Genomic DNA, 14694 nt, shown 5'->3' with positions numbered 1-14694 from the left:
CCCGTTTCCCCTACGACGTCAGCAGTTGCGGATGCTCCACACCGGACCCCAGTAGTACGACTCGTCGAAGCTGTCGGGCACCGGCGTCGTGAACAGCAGGTTGCCGGTCTTGCCGTAGAAGCGGGCGCGCGTGCCCGACGTCTGCTGGTTGATCCAGGAACCCGTGCCGGTCCAGTTCGGCAGGGAGTAGCTGGCGCAGTTGTACGCCTCGATCACGTCGCCCATGTACCACTCCTGGCTGTACGCGCAGAAGTAGCCGTCCTTGGCGTGCTGCTCGCCGTAGAAGCACGGGTCCCAGTCGGCCGCGGTGTTCGTCGTCTTGAGGTTCCGGACCTTCGACTCGCCCGGCACCGTGAGCACGACCGTCGCGTTGCCGTCGAGGTCGATCTTGTTCGGCGCGATCTGCTTGCCGCCGGTCGTGGCGAGGTAGCTGTCCGCCTTCGCCTGCAGTGCCGCGGCCTGGTCGGCGGTCAGGCCCGCCGCCACGGCGTCCGCGCGGAAGTCCGGGTGCGTCGGTGCCGCCGCCGCCGAGACCGCGCCGCCGAGCAAGGACAGCACCGTCGCCGCCAGCACGGCGGCAAGACGTGTTCCAGCCATTGTTACCCCTCTCGAAAAATGAATGCCGGGTAAAAACCCCTGCGGTTCGCAGCGTGCCCGACCCACACCGGCGCGATCAAGGAGGAAATGCGAATTGCTTCCAATGGAGCAGAGGGCTCGGCCTGATATCCGGCCGCCCGCAAAGAGCGAGTGAAGGCGCTACACCCCGTGGGCGTTTTGCCCGGTATTGCACCCGAATGGCGGCTGGCGCGAGCTGAACCCCGAGAGCTTTGATGATCTAGTGCGCTGGGCGTTTGCCCTGGCCACGACCGCCGGAGCACGGGGAGGCCCCGGCGTCACAGCAGTACCCGGGGGAGAACCGTGTTCATTGTCCTGCCTTCGCCACTCTCGTGCGCCGATCCGCGTCGAGCCGCCGCCCGCTCCGCCGGATAACGCTTTCCCGATTCGTCAGCCGCGTATTTCAAAGGATTTCGCATGCCGGTTTCCCCGGCGACCGGTGAATTCGGCGCGCCCGGCGTGCGAGAGAGGGAAGAAATGAGACGAAGCTGGCCGAAAGCCGCGGTGGCGGCACTGGCCTTCCTGACCCTGGCCCCGGTGATGACCGCCGCGGCCGACCCCGACGCGGTCCCCACGCTGCCGCCCGGTGCGGTACAGGCGAACACCACGCCGGCGCTGCCCGCCGACCCGCCCGCCGTCGACCCCGCCAAACGCGACGAGCTGCTCGGCCAGGGCTGGCAGCGCTCCGGCGACCGGCTCTGGACCACCAGCAGCGACGCCTCCGGGTTCCACGTCCTGGTGGCCGAGGCCAAGACCGGCTACACCTGGCGGACCGCCGCCACCCTCGGCAACCCGAACGCGGACGTCGACCAGTGGATCGGCAACGCCTGCGTGACCGGCTCCGGCCAGCGTGCCGTCGTCGTCTACGCGCCGCGCCGGTTCACCAACAAGGAAGCGCTGACCGGCCGCGGCGGTCTCACCGCGGTCGTCGACCTCACCACGGGCGCGGTCACCAACCTGCCGGTGCGCACCTCGCTCGCCTACTACAACCCGGGGTGCGGCGCCGGGGAAACCGCCGCGCTGACCCAGGAAGCCGACGAAGACCTCGGCAAGACCGGGGTGCTCGTCGTCGACGCCGCGACCGCGAAGCTGAGCCCGCGCACGGAACTCGCCGGGCAGGTCACGTCGGCCACGCCGACCGCGGGCGGGTTCGTCGTGGCGGACCGGCTCGGCCTGCTGAAGGTCGGCGACAACGGCACCCGGACGCGGCTGGTCAAGGACACCGGCGGCGTGCCGTTCGGCGTCCGCGCCGACTCGGCCGGCGGCGTCGTGTTCATGGACCGCGACCAGGACAAGGCCCGCGTCTTCCGGGTGGCACCCGGGGCCGGCGGCAAGTCCGCCGTCACGCCGCTGGCCAGCGGCAGGTTCGGCGCGCTCGACGTCGCCGGCGGGGCGGCCGGCCGGGTGTTCATCACCGGCAAGGCGGACACGCTCGCCGCGCTGCCCGCGCCGGTGCGCAAGCTGGACACCCCCGCGACCAGCGAGGTCTCCACCCTCGGCGAGGCCGCGGTCACCCGCACCCAGACGCAGATCACCAACGCGGACCCGGCCGTGCCGGAGCAGGTGCACATCCAGAGCCAGAGCACGAAGACCGGCAAGGCGCTCGGCTTCAGCTTCGACCCGGGTTCGACGCCGAAGCCGCGCTGGAGCGACACGACCGACCCGGCCCGGACGTGTTCGGTGCCGCGCAACAACACGGCCGTGCAGGTGTACCAGCCGAAGCCGAAGCAGGTGGAGTGGGCGGCCGACATGGCGGTCAAGGGCCATCTCTTCGCGTCCCGCCCGGCGAACTGGAACAACAACGGCCTCAGCGCGTACACGCCGCAGGGCATGTTCCCGCCGGCCGCGCTGTCGACCGGCGGCCAGGTGCCGGCGCAGATCATGCTCGGCATCCTCGGCCAGGAGTCGAACCTGTGGCAGGCCAGCCGGTACGCGCTGCCCGGTGAAACCGGCAACGCACTGATCGGCAACTACTACGGCCTCGACATCTACGACACCGACGCGAGCAACGACTGGGACATCCACTGGGACGACGCCGACTGCGGTTACGGCGTCTCGCAGATCACCGACGGCATGCGGCTGGCCGGGCACGCCAAGCCCGGTGAGACGCTGCTGCCGGCGAACCAGCAGATCGCGGCGGGCACCGACTACGCCGCCAACGTCGCCGCCGGCCTGCGGATCCTCGTCTCCAAGTGGAACCTGATGCAGAGCGTCGGGATGAAGGTCAACAACAACGACCCGGCGAAGATCGAGAACTGGTTCTATGCCACCTGGGCGTACAACTCGGGTTACCACAACCCGGGCGAGGCGGGCACGAACGGCGCGTACGGGCTCGGCTGGCTGAACAACCCGGCCAACCCGCGCTACAACCCGAGCCGCCACCCGTTCGGCAGTGACCCGCACGACTTCGCGCACCCGCAGCAGTGGCCGTACGAGGAGAAGGTGCTCGGCTTCGCCACCTACCCGCCGAGCGGGTTCGAGGCGCCCGGTGTCGAGGTGCCGTTCTTCCGCGCGGCCTGGTGGAACACCGAGGGCTACCGGGCGGCGGCGGTCCCGGCCCCGCAGCTGTTCTGCACCGGGGACAACGCGTGCGACTGGGGTTCCTCGCACCTGCCGAACGCGCCGGAGGTCGCCGGCGAACCCGCCGGTCCGTGCGCGCACACGAACAGCGCGGGCCAGTACGACCTCAAGTGCTGGGTGCACACCGCGCTCAACTACAAGTCCGACTGCGACAACGAGTGCGGGCACGAGTTCATCCGGTACGACTACCCGGACTTCGCGGCCGAACCGGCGAACGGGACCAGCTACCCACCCGCGTGCAACACGGTCGGGCTGGCCGGTGACGCGCTGACCGTCGACGACGTGCCGGACGCCACCAGGCCGATCCAGAACCCGAACTGCAACGGGATCGGCAAGAGCTTCGGCAGCTTCGACTTCGCGTTCGCCAAGGACGCGAACGGGTTCGAGACGTCGAAGATCGACCTGCACCAGCTCGGCGGCGGCTACGGCTCGCACTTCTGGTTCAGCCACACCCGCGCCGACAACGCCGAGGGCCGCAAGACCCAGATCACCGGCACCTGGACGTTCACCGCGATCGACGGCCTGGCCAGGGTCAAGGTGCACATCCCGGCGCACATGAGCGACGGCGGCACGGTGACCTACACGATCGACACGGCCAACGGCCCGGTCGCGGTCCGCGCGGCCCAGTCGACCAGCAACAACGGCTGGATGAACCTCGGGGTCTTCCCGTTCAAGGGCGTGCCGAAGGTGCACCTCGGCACGATCGACCAGACCGGCGACGGCACGGAGAAGGTCGCCTGGGACGCGGCCGCGCTCGAACCGGCCTACGGCACGGACGAGCCGGGCGACTACAACCCGAGCTTCCACAACGACGGCTCGAAGATGTGCCTGCTGCTGCGGGGCAACACCCCGGCCAACGGCGCGGTCGTGGAGCAGCGGGCGTGCAACGCCTTCACGACGAACTACTGGCACCTCAACGAGCTGCGCACCGAGGGCAGCGGCACCAGCCTCGCGCACATCGTGCAGGTCGTCGACCGGGGCAGCCACCTGTGCCTCACCGTCGCCGGCGGCAGCACGGCCAGCGGGGCGGCGATCGTCGAGGCGGCCTGCGACGTCAACGACCCGGCTCAGCAGTGGAGCTTCGGCACCCTGACGAACACCGAGTCGTTCACGTCCGAGGGGCTGCACAACATGAAGAGCGGGCTCTACGCCGGGCCCAAGGACTCGGCGAAGACGGAAGGCGCGCCGATGACCCAGCGCGCGCTCGACCTCGACGGCGACCACGTGCTCGACGACACGCAGTGGTGGGGCAAGTTCATGGGCACAGCGCCCTGACCCGCAACTGATCGGCAACTGATCGGCAACTGATCGGAAGTGGTCGGAAGTGATTGGCAACTGATCGGAAGTGGTCGGCAACTGATCGACAACTGATCGGCAGTAATCGGCAACTGATCAGCAACTGATCGGCAAGTGATCGGCAACTGATCGACCGGGCCCGGCAAGCACCAAGCCTGCCGGGCCCGTTCCGCGTGAACCACCGCCGCCCGCGGTCCGTGTGGAGTGTCGAGGGGTCTGCGCCCGCAGCCCACTTGCGTACGAGGACGGCCCGTGTACACCGACCGAAATCGCTCGAGGTCCGGCCGGCGGCCGGTTCCGCGTGGTCGCTACCAGCCACGCCGGCCCCTCCCGCCACGGCCGCACGCCCGGCACGAACCGCTCGAACCCGTCGAACCGGCCGAGACCGGGCCCGCCGCCCCGCCGCCGGACCTGCGCCGCAAACGCCGCTGGAAGATCGTCCGGCGGGTCCTGTACGTCACGGCCGGCCTGTTCTTCCTGGTCCCCGCGATCGCCTTCGTGGTCACCTACTCCGCCGTCGACGTGCCTTCGCCGGACAAGGTCGCGCAGTCGCAGGGCCAGGCGGTCACCTACCTCTACGCCGACGGCACCGAGATGGGCAAGGACGTGCCCACCGGCGGGAACCGGCAGCTCCTCACCTCCACCCAGATCCCGGACGTCGTCAAGAAGGCCGTGATCGCCACCGAGGACGCGTCCTTCGAGACCAACTCCGGCTTCGACGTCTCCGGCATCCTGCGGGCCGCCTACAACCAGGTCACCGGCGGCTCCGGCGGCGGCTCGACGATTTCCCAGCAGTACATCAAGGTCTCTTCCGGCGACGACGCGCCGACACTGACCCGCAAGTGGGTCGAGCTCGCGAAGTCGTTCAAGATGAACCAGACCTACGAGAAGGCGGACATCATCACCGCCTACCTCAACATCATCTACTTCGGCCGCGGCGCGTACGGCGTTCAGGCGGCGGCGCAGGCGTACTTCGGCAAGGACGCCGCCCAGCTGACCTTTTCGGAGTCCGCGCTGCTCGCCGGGCTGATCCAGCAGCCGGGCCGGTCGGAGAACGCGACAGTGGCCCGCGACCGGTGGAGCACCGCGCTGGACCGCATGCAGCGCAACGGTTACCTCACCGCGGCCGACCGGAAGGCGGCGCGGTTCCCGACGCCGGTCCCGCTCGTCGAATCGCGGCCGGGCACCACGTTGAACCCGTTCGTCAAGAAGCAGGTCAAGGCCGAGCTGGCGGCCGCGGGCATCCCCGAGGAGAAGTACTACTCGGGCGGGTTCCAGGTGTTCACGACGATCGACGCGAAGGCGCAGGACGCCGCCGAAAAGGCGGTCGCCCGTGGCATGGCCGGGCAGACCGACGACCGCATCCTCGACGCGCTGGTCGCCGTCGACCCGCGGTCCGGCGGCGTGCTCGCCTACTACGGCGGGGCGCCGATCGTGAAGGGCCCCAACGGGGAGGACCAGGCCGGGCGCGACTGGGCGGACGAACCGCACAACCCCGGGTCGTCGATGAAGCCGTTCGACCTCACCGCGTTCCTCAAGGACGGCCGCGGTCTCAACGCCGTCTTCGACGGCCGCTCGCCGCGGTCGTTCCCGGACGTGCCGCTGCCGGTGCGCAACGCCGGCACCACCAGCAGCTGCTCCGAGACGTGCACGGTGGCCGAGGCGATGCAGCGGTCCACCAACACCGTCTTCTACGACATGGTGCTCAACGTGACCAAGCCGTCCGGCGTGGCCGAGGCCGCGCAGGAGGCGGGCATCCGCACGAAGGAGAACGGCGGCCGCAGCGTGCTGTTCACCGGGGACAACAACATCTCCATCGGCGGCGGGCAGACCGCGGTCACCCCGGCGGACATGGCCGCGGCGTACGCGACCTTCGCCGCCGGCGGTGTCCAGCGCGGCCGCCACTTCGTGCAGAAGGTGACGAACGCCCAGGGCGAGACCGCCTACGAAGCCGACACGCGCGCGACGGACGCGTTCGCGGACAACGACCGCGGCAAGAGCAAGCAGGTCGCCGGGAACGTCACCGCCGCGCTGGCGCCGGTGATCCCGTTCTCGCGGCTGACCTGCCCGGCCGGGCACGAGTGCGCCGGCAAGACCGGCACCCAGCAGCACACCCCGGGCCAGGACGAACCGGCGTCCGCGGCGAACACGAACTCCCAGACGTGGATGGTCGGCTACACGCCGTCGGTGTCCGCCGCGGTGTGGGTGGGCGGCGACGGCGACAAGGCGCTGCGCGGCCCGACCGGCGCGCCGCTGACCCCGTCCGTCGTGGCCGGCCCGGTGTGGCAGCGGTTCATGCAGCTGTACCTGGCCGGGCGACCGGGCGAACGCTTCGACCGCGTCCAGGCGATCACCGCGCCGCAGGACGACCAGTTCCAGCTGCAGCTCCAGCAGGAACAACAGCAGCAGCAGTTCCGGCAACAGCAGCAGCAACAGCAACAGGACTTCACCTTCGGCCGCGGCGGCAACCAGGACCAGCAGCAACAGCAGCAGCAGAACCGCGGGCGCGACCGGCGCGACGGCCGTGGTCCCGGGCGCGGCAACGGGAACGACACCGGCCAGGCGAATTTCGGCCCCTGACCACCCGGGTCTGCCAGGATGATCGCGGGACGCCCGTCCCGCGATCGTCCGTCGGGAAGGCCATGCGGAAACTCGCTCCCCTCACTCTCGCCGTCCTGCTGACGCTGTCGACGACCGCGGACGCCGCGGGACCGTACTGGGCCGGCGAACTCGGGCTGCCCGCCGCGTGGCAGCTCTCCGAAGGCGCCGGCGTGCGGGTCGGCCTGATCGACACCGGCGTCGCCGCGGACCCCGACCTCGATGGGGCGGTGCGGCCCGGCGCCGACTTCCCCGACCTCGGCGCCCCCGCGGGCGACGCCATCGGGCACGGCACGACCATGGCCCTGCTCATCGCCGGCCGCGGCACCGCCGGCACCCGCGGGGTCGCGCCGAAGGCGGAGATCCTGCCGGCCCGGCTGACCGGTGGCGCGGCGGACGCGGTCGCCGCCGTCCGCTGGGCGGTGGACCAGGGCGCGAAGGTCGTCAACCTGTCGCTCGGCAGCGGCGGCCGGTCCACCGGGTACGACGAGGCCGTCAACTACGCGCGTGACCACGACGTGGTCGTCGTGGCGGCGGCGGGGAACGCGGGCGAGGACCGCGAGGTGACCAGCCCGGCCGACCGCCCGGGTGTGCTGGCCGTGACGGCGGTCGACCGGACCGGGAAGTTCCGCGACGACGTCAGCGTGTCCGGCCCCGAGGTGAGTTTCGCCGCCCCCGGTGTCGACATCTCGACATCCCGCCCCGGCGAGAAGGCGCCGACGTCGGGCACCAGCCAGGCCGCCGCGATCGTGTCGGGGGTGGTCGCGCTCGTGCGGTCGCGGTACCCGGACCTGACCGCGGCTCAGGTGACCGACCAGCTGGCCCGGACGGCGAAGGACCTCGGCCCGCCGGGCCGGGACAACGAATACGGCTACGGGCTGATCGACCCGGTGGCCGCGCTGTCCGTGGAGCCGGACACCGGAACCCCGTGGTGGGTCATCGCGCTGTGGGCGGCCGGCGGCATGCTCGTGCTCGGTGCGGCTCTCGTCGTGCTGCGAAAAAGGAGGCCGTGACCTCGGAGCTGGGGGTCACCGAGGTCACGGCCGGTCAGGGGGTCAGAGTTCGACCACGGTGCCTTCGACGCCGGAGCGGTGGGCGGCCTCGATGACGCGCAGGGCCGCGACCGACGACTCCGGGTCGACCGGGAACTCGCCTTCGCCGCGCAGCGCGTCGCGGACCTGGGCGTAGAACTGCTCGTAGCGGCCGGTCTCGGTGGGCACGGTCTCGACGTCCGGGCCGACGCCGAGCTTCCCGGCGTCCGCCGCGGGCTCCTCGCCCCAGCCCGCGTCGCCGGGCCGCAGCCCGGCCTTGATCTGCGGTTCCTGCACGTCGAGGCCGTACTTGGTGAACGTCGCCCGGTCGCCGAGGACCCGGAACCGCGGGTTCTGCGTACCCGCGAGCGCCGACGACCACAGGTGCGACCGGACCCCGTTCGCGTGGTGCAGCGCGACGAAGACATCGTCGTCGACCTGGACGCCGGCGCGGCGGCGGTCAACCTCCGCGTACACCCGGGTGACCGGGCCGAACAGCTGCAGCGCCTGGTCGACGATGTGCGCGCCGAGGTCGTAGAGCAGGCCGCCGGCTTCGGCCGGGTCGCCGAACTCGCGCCAGTTGTCCTTGATCTTGGGCACCCAGCGGTCGTAGCGGGATTCGAAGCGGAACACCTCGCCGAGCCGGCCGGAATCGAGGACCTTCCGCACGGTGAGGAAGTCGGAGTCGAGCCGCCGGTTCTGGAAGACCGTCAGGCCGACGCCGGCCGCCTTCGCCGCGTCGACGACCCGCTCGGCTTCGGCCGCGGTCGGCGCGAACGGCTTGTCGACGACCACCGGCAGACCGGCTTCGATGGCCCGCAGCGCGAGCGGCACGTGCGTGCGGTTGGGCGTGCTGACGACCACGAGGTCGAGGTCGCCCGCGCGCTCGAACAGCGCCTCCGCGTCCGGCGCGACCTCGGCGCCGGGGTGGTCGGTGCGCGCTTGGGCGGCACTGCCCGACGTCGTGATCACCGCCGGGGTCAGCCCGGGCGTCGCCGCCACCAGGGGCGCGTGGAAGACGCGTCCCCCGATGCCGTACCCGAGGATGCCCACCCGCAAGTCGTCCGCCATGCCGCCATTAAACAACAGCGTTGCCTAATTGGCCAGACGTGCGAAGATCTCGTCCATGGCGGACACCGGGGTGAACCTGCGCGACGTGCGCGAGCACAACCGTGCCCTGCTGCTCAGCCACATCCTGCGCGCCGGCGGCCTCAGCCGGGTCGAGCTCGCCGAACGCACCGGGCTCACCCAGCAGGCCGTCTCCAAGATCGTGCCCGAACTGCTCGACACCGGCCTGCTGGACGAGCAGCGCCAGCCGTCCAGCGGCGTCGGCAAGCCCCGCACCCGGCTGCGCATCCGCGCCGGCGCCAAGCACGCGCTCGGCGCCCGCCTCGACCGCGACGAGTTCCACGTCGTGCGCACCAACCTCGTCGGTGAGGTCGAGGAGATGGCGGGCGGCCCGCTCCCGGCCGGTTTCACCCCCGCGCAGGCCGTCGAGGCCGTCGGCGCCACCGCGCTCGAACTCGCCGACGGCTTCGACGTGCTCGGCCTCGGCATCGGCGCGGTCGGCCCGCTGGACCACCGGGCCGGCCTGGTCCGCGACGCGACGAACATGCCCGGCTGGCACGACGTCCCGCTGCGTGCGCTGCTCGAGGAGCGCACCGGGCTGCCGGTGACGCTGGACAAGAACACGAACGCGGCCGCGTTCGCCCGGCTCTGGCCGCACGGCGAGCCGACGGCGACCGCGGTGATCCTGGTCGGCACCGGCATCGGCGTCGGCCTGCTGATCGACGGGCGGCTCTACCGCGGCCCGCGGACCAACGCGGGTGAGTTCGGGCACACGACGATCGCCTACGACGGGCCCCGCTGCGCCTGCGGGCGGCGCGGCTGCGTCGAGATCATGGCCAAGCAGGCCGCCGACACCCGGACCGCCGCCGGATTCCTCGGCATCGGCCTCGCCGACCTGGTGCAGGTGCTCGACCTGGAGCAGATCGTGCTGGCCGGCCGCGCGGTCCGCGACGAGCCGGGCGTCCACCGCGACGCCGTCGCGGCCCGGCTCGGGGAGCTGCTGCCGGCGCCGCACTGGCAGCGCATCGACGTCGTCGAAGACGGCTCCGGCGAGGAGATCGTCACCCGCGGCGCGGCCGCCGAGGTGCTGGCCTCGTACTACGCGAATCCGGCATGATCACCGGCTTCACCGCCGCGCACCCCGATCACCGATACCATCCGCCTCGTGCCAGAGGAGACCACGCGGGAGGCGGAACCCGGCCCCGTGACGCTGACCCGGGCGGAACGGGTCGTCCCGAGCTGGAGCGACCCCCTCGCGGCGGCGGTCACCAGACCCCTCGGCGGGCCGCTGGGCGAGCACGCGGCGGTCGGCAGGCACTGGTTCTGGTCACCGCAGCGCGTCGGGCTGCTGCTGGCCACGCTCGCGCTGATGCTGTGCTGGTTCGGCAAGGGCTCGTGCATCCAGCAGTACCAGGACTCCAGCGGCGCCACCCAGCTCGACTGGCGCGCGGGCCGCCCGTTCGTCGCGATGTGCTACTCCGACATCGTCCCGCTCTACGGCTCCGAGCGCCTCGACCGGCCGGGCACCTTCCCGTACGCCACGTCGTGGCGGGAAAGCTCGCAGACGGCCGAGGACAACACCCGGTACATGGAGTACCCGGTGCTCACCGGCCTCTTCCAGTGGGCGAACGCGAAGCTGGCGGCGGGCTGGCTGAACCTCGCCGAGGCCGGCTGGCTGCCCGGGGCGCTGCCGGTGGCCATCTACTTCGACATCACGGCGTTCTTCCTGTCGGCCGCGTGGCTGGTCACCGTGTGGGCGACCGGCCGGACGGTGAGACGCCGTCCGTGGGACATGGTCCTGGTGGCGATCTCGCCGCTGGTCCTGGTGCACGCGTTCACCAACTTCGACGCGCTCGCGACCGCGTTCACCGCGACCGGCCTGCTCGCCTGGGCGCGCCGGCGGCCGGTGCTCGCCGGGCTGCTGCTCGGCCTCGGCGCGACGGCCAAGCTCTACCCGCTCTTCCTGCTCGGCGTGCTGTTCGTGCTGTGCCTGCGCGCAGGAAAGCTGACGCCGTTCTGGAAGACCGCGATCGCCGCCGTCGGGACGTGGCTGGCGGTGAACGCGCCGTTCATCCTGCTCACCACCCGCGGCTGGTGGGAGTTCTTCCGGATGAGCGCCCTGCGGCCGATGGACCCGGACTCGCTCTACAACGTCTTCTCGTACACGACCGGCTGGGCCGGGTTCGACGGCGTGCTGCAGAAGAACCAGACACCGACGTACCTCAACATCACGGTGGCCGTGCTGTTCCTGGCCTGCTGCGCGGGGATCGCCTACCTGGCGCTCGCCGCACCGCGCCGGCCGCGCGTCGGCCAGCTCGCGTTCCTGGTGGTGGCCGCGTTCCTGCTCACCAACAAGGTGTGGAGCCCGCAGTACTCGCTGTGGCTGGTGCCGCTGGCCGTGCTGGCCATCCCGCGCTGGCGGCTGCTGCTGGGCTGGATGCTGATCGACGCCGTCGTCTGGGTGCCGCGGATGTTCTACTACCTCGGCATCGACCACAAGGGCCTGCCCGAGGGCTGGTTCCTCGGCACGGTCGTGGTCCGCGACCTCGCCGTCGTCGCGCTGTGCGTGCTGGTGGTCCGGGAGGTCTGGCGCCCGGCAACGGACCCGGTCCGCCTCGACGGCGACGACGACCCGGCCGGCGGCTTCCTGGACGGCGCCCGGGACGTGATCGTCCCGAACGCCACCCGCCGCCGCCGGAAGGCCGTGGCCGTCTAGCCGAGCTGTTCCCGCAGGTAGGCGATGTCGGCGGCCTGCCCGCCAGGCGGCGTCTCGACGACGACCGGGGCGCCCGCCTCGCGGGCGACCGCCACCAGCACCTCGGGGTCGATCGTGCCCTCGCCCTCGATGACGTTCGCGTGCCGGTCGCGGGTCGAGCCGAACTCGTCGCGGGAGTTGTTGAGGTGCACCAGGTCGATTCGGCCGGTGATGGCCCTGACCTTTTCGACGGCGGTGGCCAGGTCCCAGCCCGCGGCGAACGCGTGGCAGGTGTCCAGGCAGAACCCGGCGCCGAACTCGCCGACCTTGTCCCACAGCCGGGCGATCACCTCGAGGTCGCGGGTCATCGCGTTCTCGCCGCCGGCGGTGTTCTCGATCAGGATCGGGACCTTGAAGCCGCCCTTCTCCTGCTCCCGCTCGAAGAGCTTGCGCCAGTTCTCCAGGCCGGCCTCGACGTCGTCGTTCGCGCCGATGTGCCCGCCGTGCACGATCAGGCCCTTCGCGCCGATGGCCGCCGCGCCGTCCGCGTGCTGCGTGACGTTCTTGCGGGACGGGATCCGGATCCGGTTGTTCAGCGAAGCCACGTTGATCAGGTACGGCGAATGGATGAACACCTCGACCGGGTCGGCCGCGATGGCCTCGCCGTGCGGGTGCGGCTTCGGGGCCTTCCAGCCCTGCGGGTCGGAGAGGAAGAACTGGACGACGTCGGCTTTGCGCTCGGCGACCGCGGTCAACGGGTCGTCGTCACGGACGTGGGCGCCAATCAGCATGCCGAGCACGCTACTCCCGGGCGTATTTTCGGCCGGTGGGCCCGGTTGGTCACGCTCGTGGAGTACCGTGAGCGCGTTCCGTGATCCAGATTGGTCCGACTGCCGGAGGGCATCGATGGGGAAGCGAGTCGCCCGGGTCACCGCACTGGGAGTCACCCTCGCGGCTTCGGCAGTGCTGTTCGCGCCGGGCCTGGCGAGCGCCGGCACCAACCCGACGCTCGGCGGGAGCTGCGAAGCCACGCTGCAGCAGGGGAGTTCGAACGGCCTGGTGCTCGACGCGGGCGCCCCGCTGAACGCCCCGAACCAGCTCACCGTCGGCCTCGACTCGAGCTCGCGGAACACGAACGGCTCGGCCCCCCTGCTCACGCTGCCCCTCGGCGACACGGTCAAGGCGCTCGGCCTCGGCCGGCTGCCGCTGGTCGGCGACGCGACGGCGAAGGGCGTCTGCCCGGCCGCGCAGGGCACGGTCAACGCGGTCGGCGGCCTGACCCAGGGCGTCGTCGCCGAGCTGCCGCCGCTGCCCCTGCCGCCGCTGCCCCTGCCGCCGGGACCGAACCCGCCCCAGCCCACGCCGCCCGGCCCGAACCCGCCGACCCCGCCGGTGCCGAACCCGCCCGGCCCCGGTCCGGTGCCGAACCCGCCCGGCAACAGCACCGGCCCGGTGCTCACCGGCCCGGGCAACGCCACCCTGCCGGGTGACGCCATCTCGGGCATCTTCACCAACGCCGCCCTGCTGCCGGGCAGCCTGGTGCAGGCACCGGTGATCGCGCAGATCATCCCCGGGCAGCAGCTCCCGCCGACCGTCGACGAGCAGAAGTCCGGCACCGCGGAGGCGCTGCCCGGCGTCACCCCGCCGGCGAAGCTGCCGATGCTGCTCGCGGTGCTGGCGCTGGCGATCGTGGCGGCCGCCCTCGTCCGCGCCTGGATCCGCCGCAGCCCCGCCTGACGCACGGTGACACCCGGTTCCACCCGAATGCCGGACATTTCTGAACGAGCGGGCGTCACCCGGCTGCCTTAGCGTCGTTGTACTGGTAAGTAGGCGACGACACCAGGGGCGGCGAGCATGCAGGAACGGACACGGAGGGCTACAGCGGTCGGTGCGGCGGCGATCGTCCTCGCGGGGTCTGCCGTGCTCGGCCTGCCCGGGACCGCCTCGGCCGAAACGAAGACGGTGCCCTGCGGCAAGACCGTGGACGCGGCGCCCGGCGACCACATCCAGGGCTCGCTGCTCGGCCTGCCCCTGATCGATCTGGGCATCGTCACCGAGGCGACCACCGTGCTGACCAAGACCGTGAGCGGGCTGCTCAACACCGTCTGCAACGTCACCGTGCACGTGGTCAATACCGTCGTCTCCCCGGTGCCGGTGGTCGGCGCGCCCGCGGCGAGCGCGCTCAACCAGGGCGTGCAGGGCGTGACGAGCGGCGCGCAGCAGGGCCTGAGCGCGGTGAGCGGCGGCGGCAAGCAGTCGTCGCCGCAGCCCGGCACGGGCGGCAACCCGCAGCAGCCGCCGCCGGCCCAGGGCGGGACCGGGGGCGCGCCCCAGCAGGGTGGCACCCCGGCGGGCACCACGCCGATCCCCGACGCGAACAGCCCGCTCCTGCCCGGCTTCTCGAGCAGCCCGGTGTTCGGCGGTTTCCCCTTCACCCTCGGCACGGGTTACGCCCCGATGCGCGACTACAGCGGCATCCCGTTCGCGACGGCCGGGCTCTTCACGCCGTCGCCGGCGATCCGGTACGGCAGCCAGATCCCGGGCTACGCCCCGCAGTACGGCCTCACCGGTCCGGAGGGCACCCCGGACGGGAATTCCGGCGTCCAGACGGCGGGTCAGGCCGAAGCGCTACCGTCCGCATCGGACGGTTTCACGAACGGGTCGAACCTGCCGCTGCTGATTGCGGTGCTGGCCCTCTCCGGAGTCAGTGCGGGCCTCGTCCGCACCTGGGTGCTCCGCCGGATGGCCGCTGCCAATTGAGCCGACTGCCGAGTATCTTTCACGTATCTTGGTCGTTCATCCTGGTGTTGC

10 protein-coding genes are annotated in these 14694 nt (G+C 71.6%); 7 read left to right on the top strand and 3 right to left on the bottom strand.

Going from position 1 to position 14694, the window contains the following annotated elements; translation table 11 throughout:
- Positions 1 to 18 precede the first annotated feature (18 nt).
- Positions 19 to 597, bottom strand: coding sequence for a hypothetical protein (locus tag C2L59_RS35405; RefSeq protein WP_146060477.1), 579 nt, complete (start codon positions 595 to 597; stop codon positions 19 to 21).
- A gap of 495 nt (positions 598 to 1092) precedes the next feature.
- Between C2L59_RS35405 and C2L59_RS35400 the strand changes: the two genes are divergently transcribed.
- The 3 genes from C2L59_RS35400 (at position 1093) to C2L59_RS35390 (ending at position 8102) form a co-directional block, all read left to right on the top strand.
- Positions 1093 to 4470 (top strand): RICIN domain-containing protein, encoded by a 3378-nt coding sequence (locus C2L59_RS35400; protein WP_103354001.1) that lies wholly within the window; start codon positions 1093 to 1095, stop codon positions 4468 to 4470.
- Positions 4471 to 4743: 273 nt separating this feature from the next.
- Entirely contained in the window at positions 4744 to 7071 is a 2328-nt protein-coding gene (locus tag C2L59_RS35395) for a transglycosylase domain-containing protein (RefSeq protein ID WP_103353888.1), read from the top strand.
- 62 nt (positions 7072 to 7133) lie between these two features.
- Positions 7134 to 8102: a S8 family serine peptidase gene (locus tag C2L59_RS35390; protein WP_103353887.1), complete on the top strand. Its 969-nt coding sequence runs from the start codon at positions 7134 to 7136 to the stop codon at positions 8100 to 8102.
- 42 nt (positions 8103 to 8144) lie between these two features.
- On the opposite strand, the gene C2L59_RS35385 is transcribed toward C2L59_RS35390, so the two are convergent.
- A complete protein-coding gene (locus C2L59_RS35385) occupies positions 8145 to 9191 on the bottom strand; it encodes a Gfo/Idh/MocA family oxidoreductase (protein WP_103353886.1) in 1047 nt (348 codons plus the stop codon).
- A gap of 55 nt (positions 9192 to 9246) precedes the next feature.
- Between C2L59_RS35385 and C2L59_RS35380 the strand changes: the two genes are divergently transcribed.
- Both C2L59_RS35380 and C2L59_RS35375 read left to right on the top strand, forming a co-directional pair.
- Positions 9247 to 10305, top strand: a complete 1059-nt coding sequence (locus C2L59_RS35380) for an ROK family transcriptional regulator (protein WP_103353885.1) — start codon at positions 9247 to 9249, stop codon at positions 10303 to 10305.
- 48 nt (positions 10306 to 10353) lie between these two features.
- Positions 10354 to 11904 carry a glycosyltransferase family 87 protein gene (locus C2L59_RS35375; protein ID WP_103353884.1) on the top strand — a complete coding sequence of 517 codons (1551 nt, stop codon included), beginning with the start codon at positions 10354 to 10356 and terminating at the stop codon, positions 11902 to 11904.
- On the opposite strand, the gene C2L59_RS35370 is transcribed toward C2L59_RS35375, so the two are convergent.
- On the bottom strand, positions 11901 to 12674 hold the full coding sequence (locus tag C2L59_RS35370) for a deoxyribonuclease IV (protein ID WP_199199411.1): 774 nt from the start codon (positions 12672 to 12674) through the stop codon (positions 11901 to 11903). The two genes, C2L59_RS35375 and C2L59_RS35370, sit on opposite strands and share 4 nt — an antisense overlap.
- 115 nt (positions 12675 to 12789) lie before the next feature.
- Here C2L59_RS35370 and C2L59_RS35365 point away from each other — a divergent pair, with 115 nt between their 5' ends.
- Entirely contained in the window at positions 12790 to 13620 is an 831-nt protein-coding gene (locus C2L59_RS35365) for a hypothetical protein (protein WP_103353882.1), read from the top strand.
- A 117-nt stretch (positions 13621 to 13737) separates the two neighbouring features.
- Entirely contained in the window at positions 13738 to 14643 is a 906-nt protein-coding gene (locus C2L59_RS35360; protein ID WP_199199410.1) for a hypothetical protein, read from the top strand.
- Positions 14644 to 14694: the final 51 nt, after the last annotated feature.

Origin of the sequence: Amycolatopsis sp. CA-128772 (assembly GCF_002904295.1) — a bacterium.
Lineage (GTDB): Bacteria > Actinomycetota > Actinomycetes > Mycobacteriales > Pseudonocardiaceae > Amycolatopsis.
The sequence above is the reverse complement of the archived record's forward strand: the minus strand, read 5'-3'. Positions and strand labels throughout refer to the sequence as shown.

Excerpts from the sequence above, each read along its gene's own strand:
- C2L59_RS35405 (WP_146060477.1), bottom strand. The coding sequence starts at position 597 with ATGGCTGGAACACGTCTTGCCGCCGTGCTGGCGGCGACGGTGCTGTCC.
- C2L59_RS35400 (WP_103354001.1), top strand. The coding sequence starts at position 1,093 with ATGAGACGAAGCTGGCCGAAAGCCGCGGTGGCGGCACTGGCCTTCCTG.
- C2L59_RS35390 (WP_103353887.1), top strand. The coding sequence starts at position 7,134 with ATGCGGAAACTCGCTCCCCTCACTCTCGCCGTCCTGCTGACGCTGTCG.
- C2L59_RS35385 (WP_103353886.1), bottom strand. The coding sequence starts at position 9,191 with ATGGCGGACGACTTGCGGGTGGGCATCCTCGGGTACGGCATCGGGGGA.
- C2L59_RS35380 (WP_103353885.1), top strand. The coding sequence starts at position 9,247 with ATGGCGGACACCGGGGTGAACCTGCGCGACGTGCGCGAGCACAACCGT.
- C2L59_RS35370 (WP_199199411.1), bottom strand. The coding sequence starts at position 12,674 with ATGCTGATTGGCGCCCACGTCCGTGACGACGACCCGTTGACCGCGGTC.
- C2L59_RS35365 (WP_103353882.1), top strand. The coding sequence starts at position 12,790 with ATGGGGAAGCGAGTCGCCCGGGTCACCGCACTGGGAGTCACCCTCGCG.
- C2L59_RS35360 (WP_199199410.1), top strand. The coding sequence starts at position 13,738 with ATGCAGGAACGGACACGGAGGGCTACAGCGGTCGGTGCGGCGGCGATC.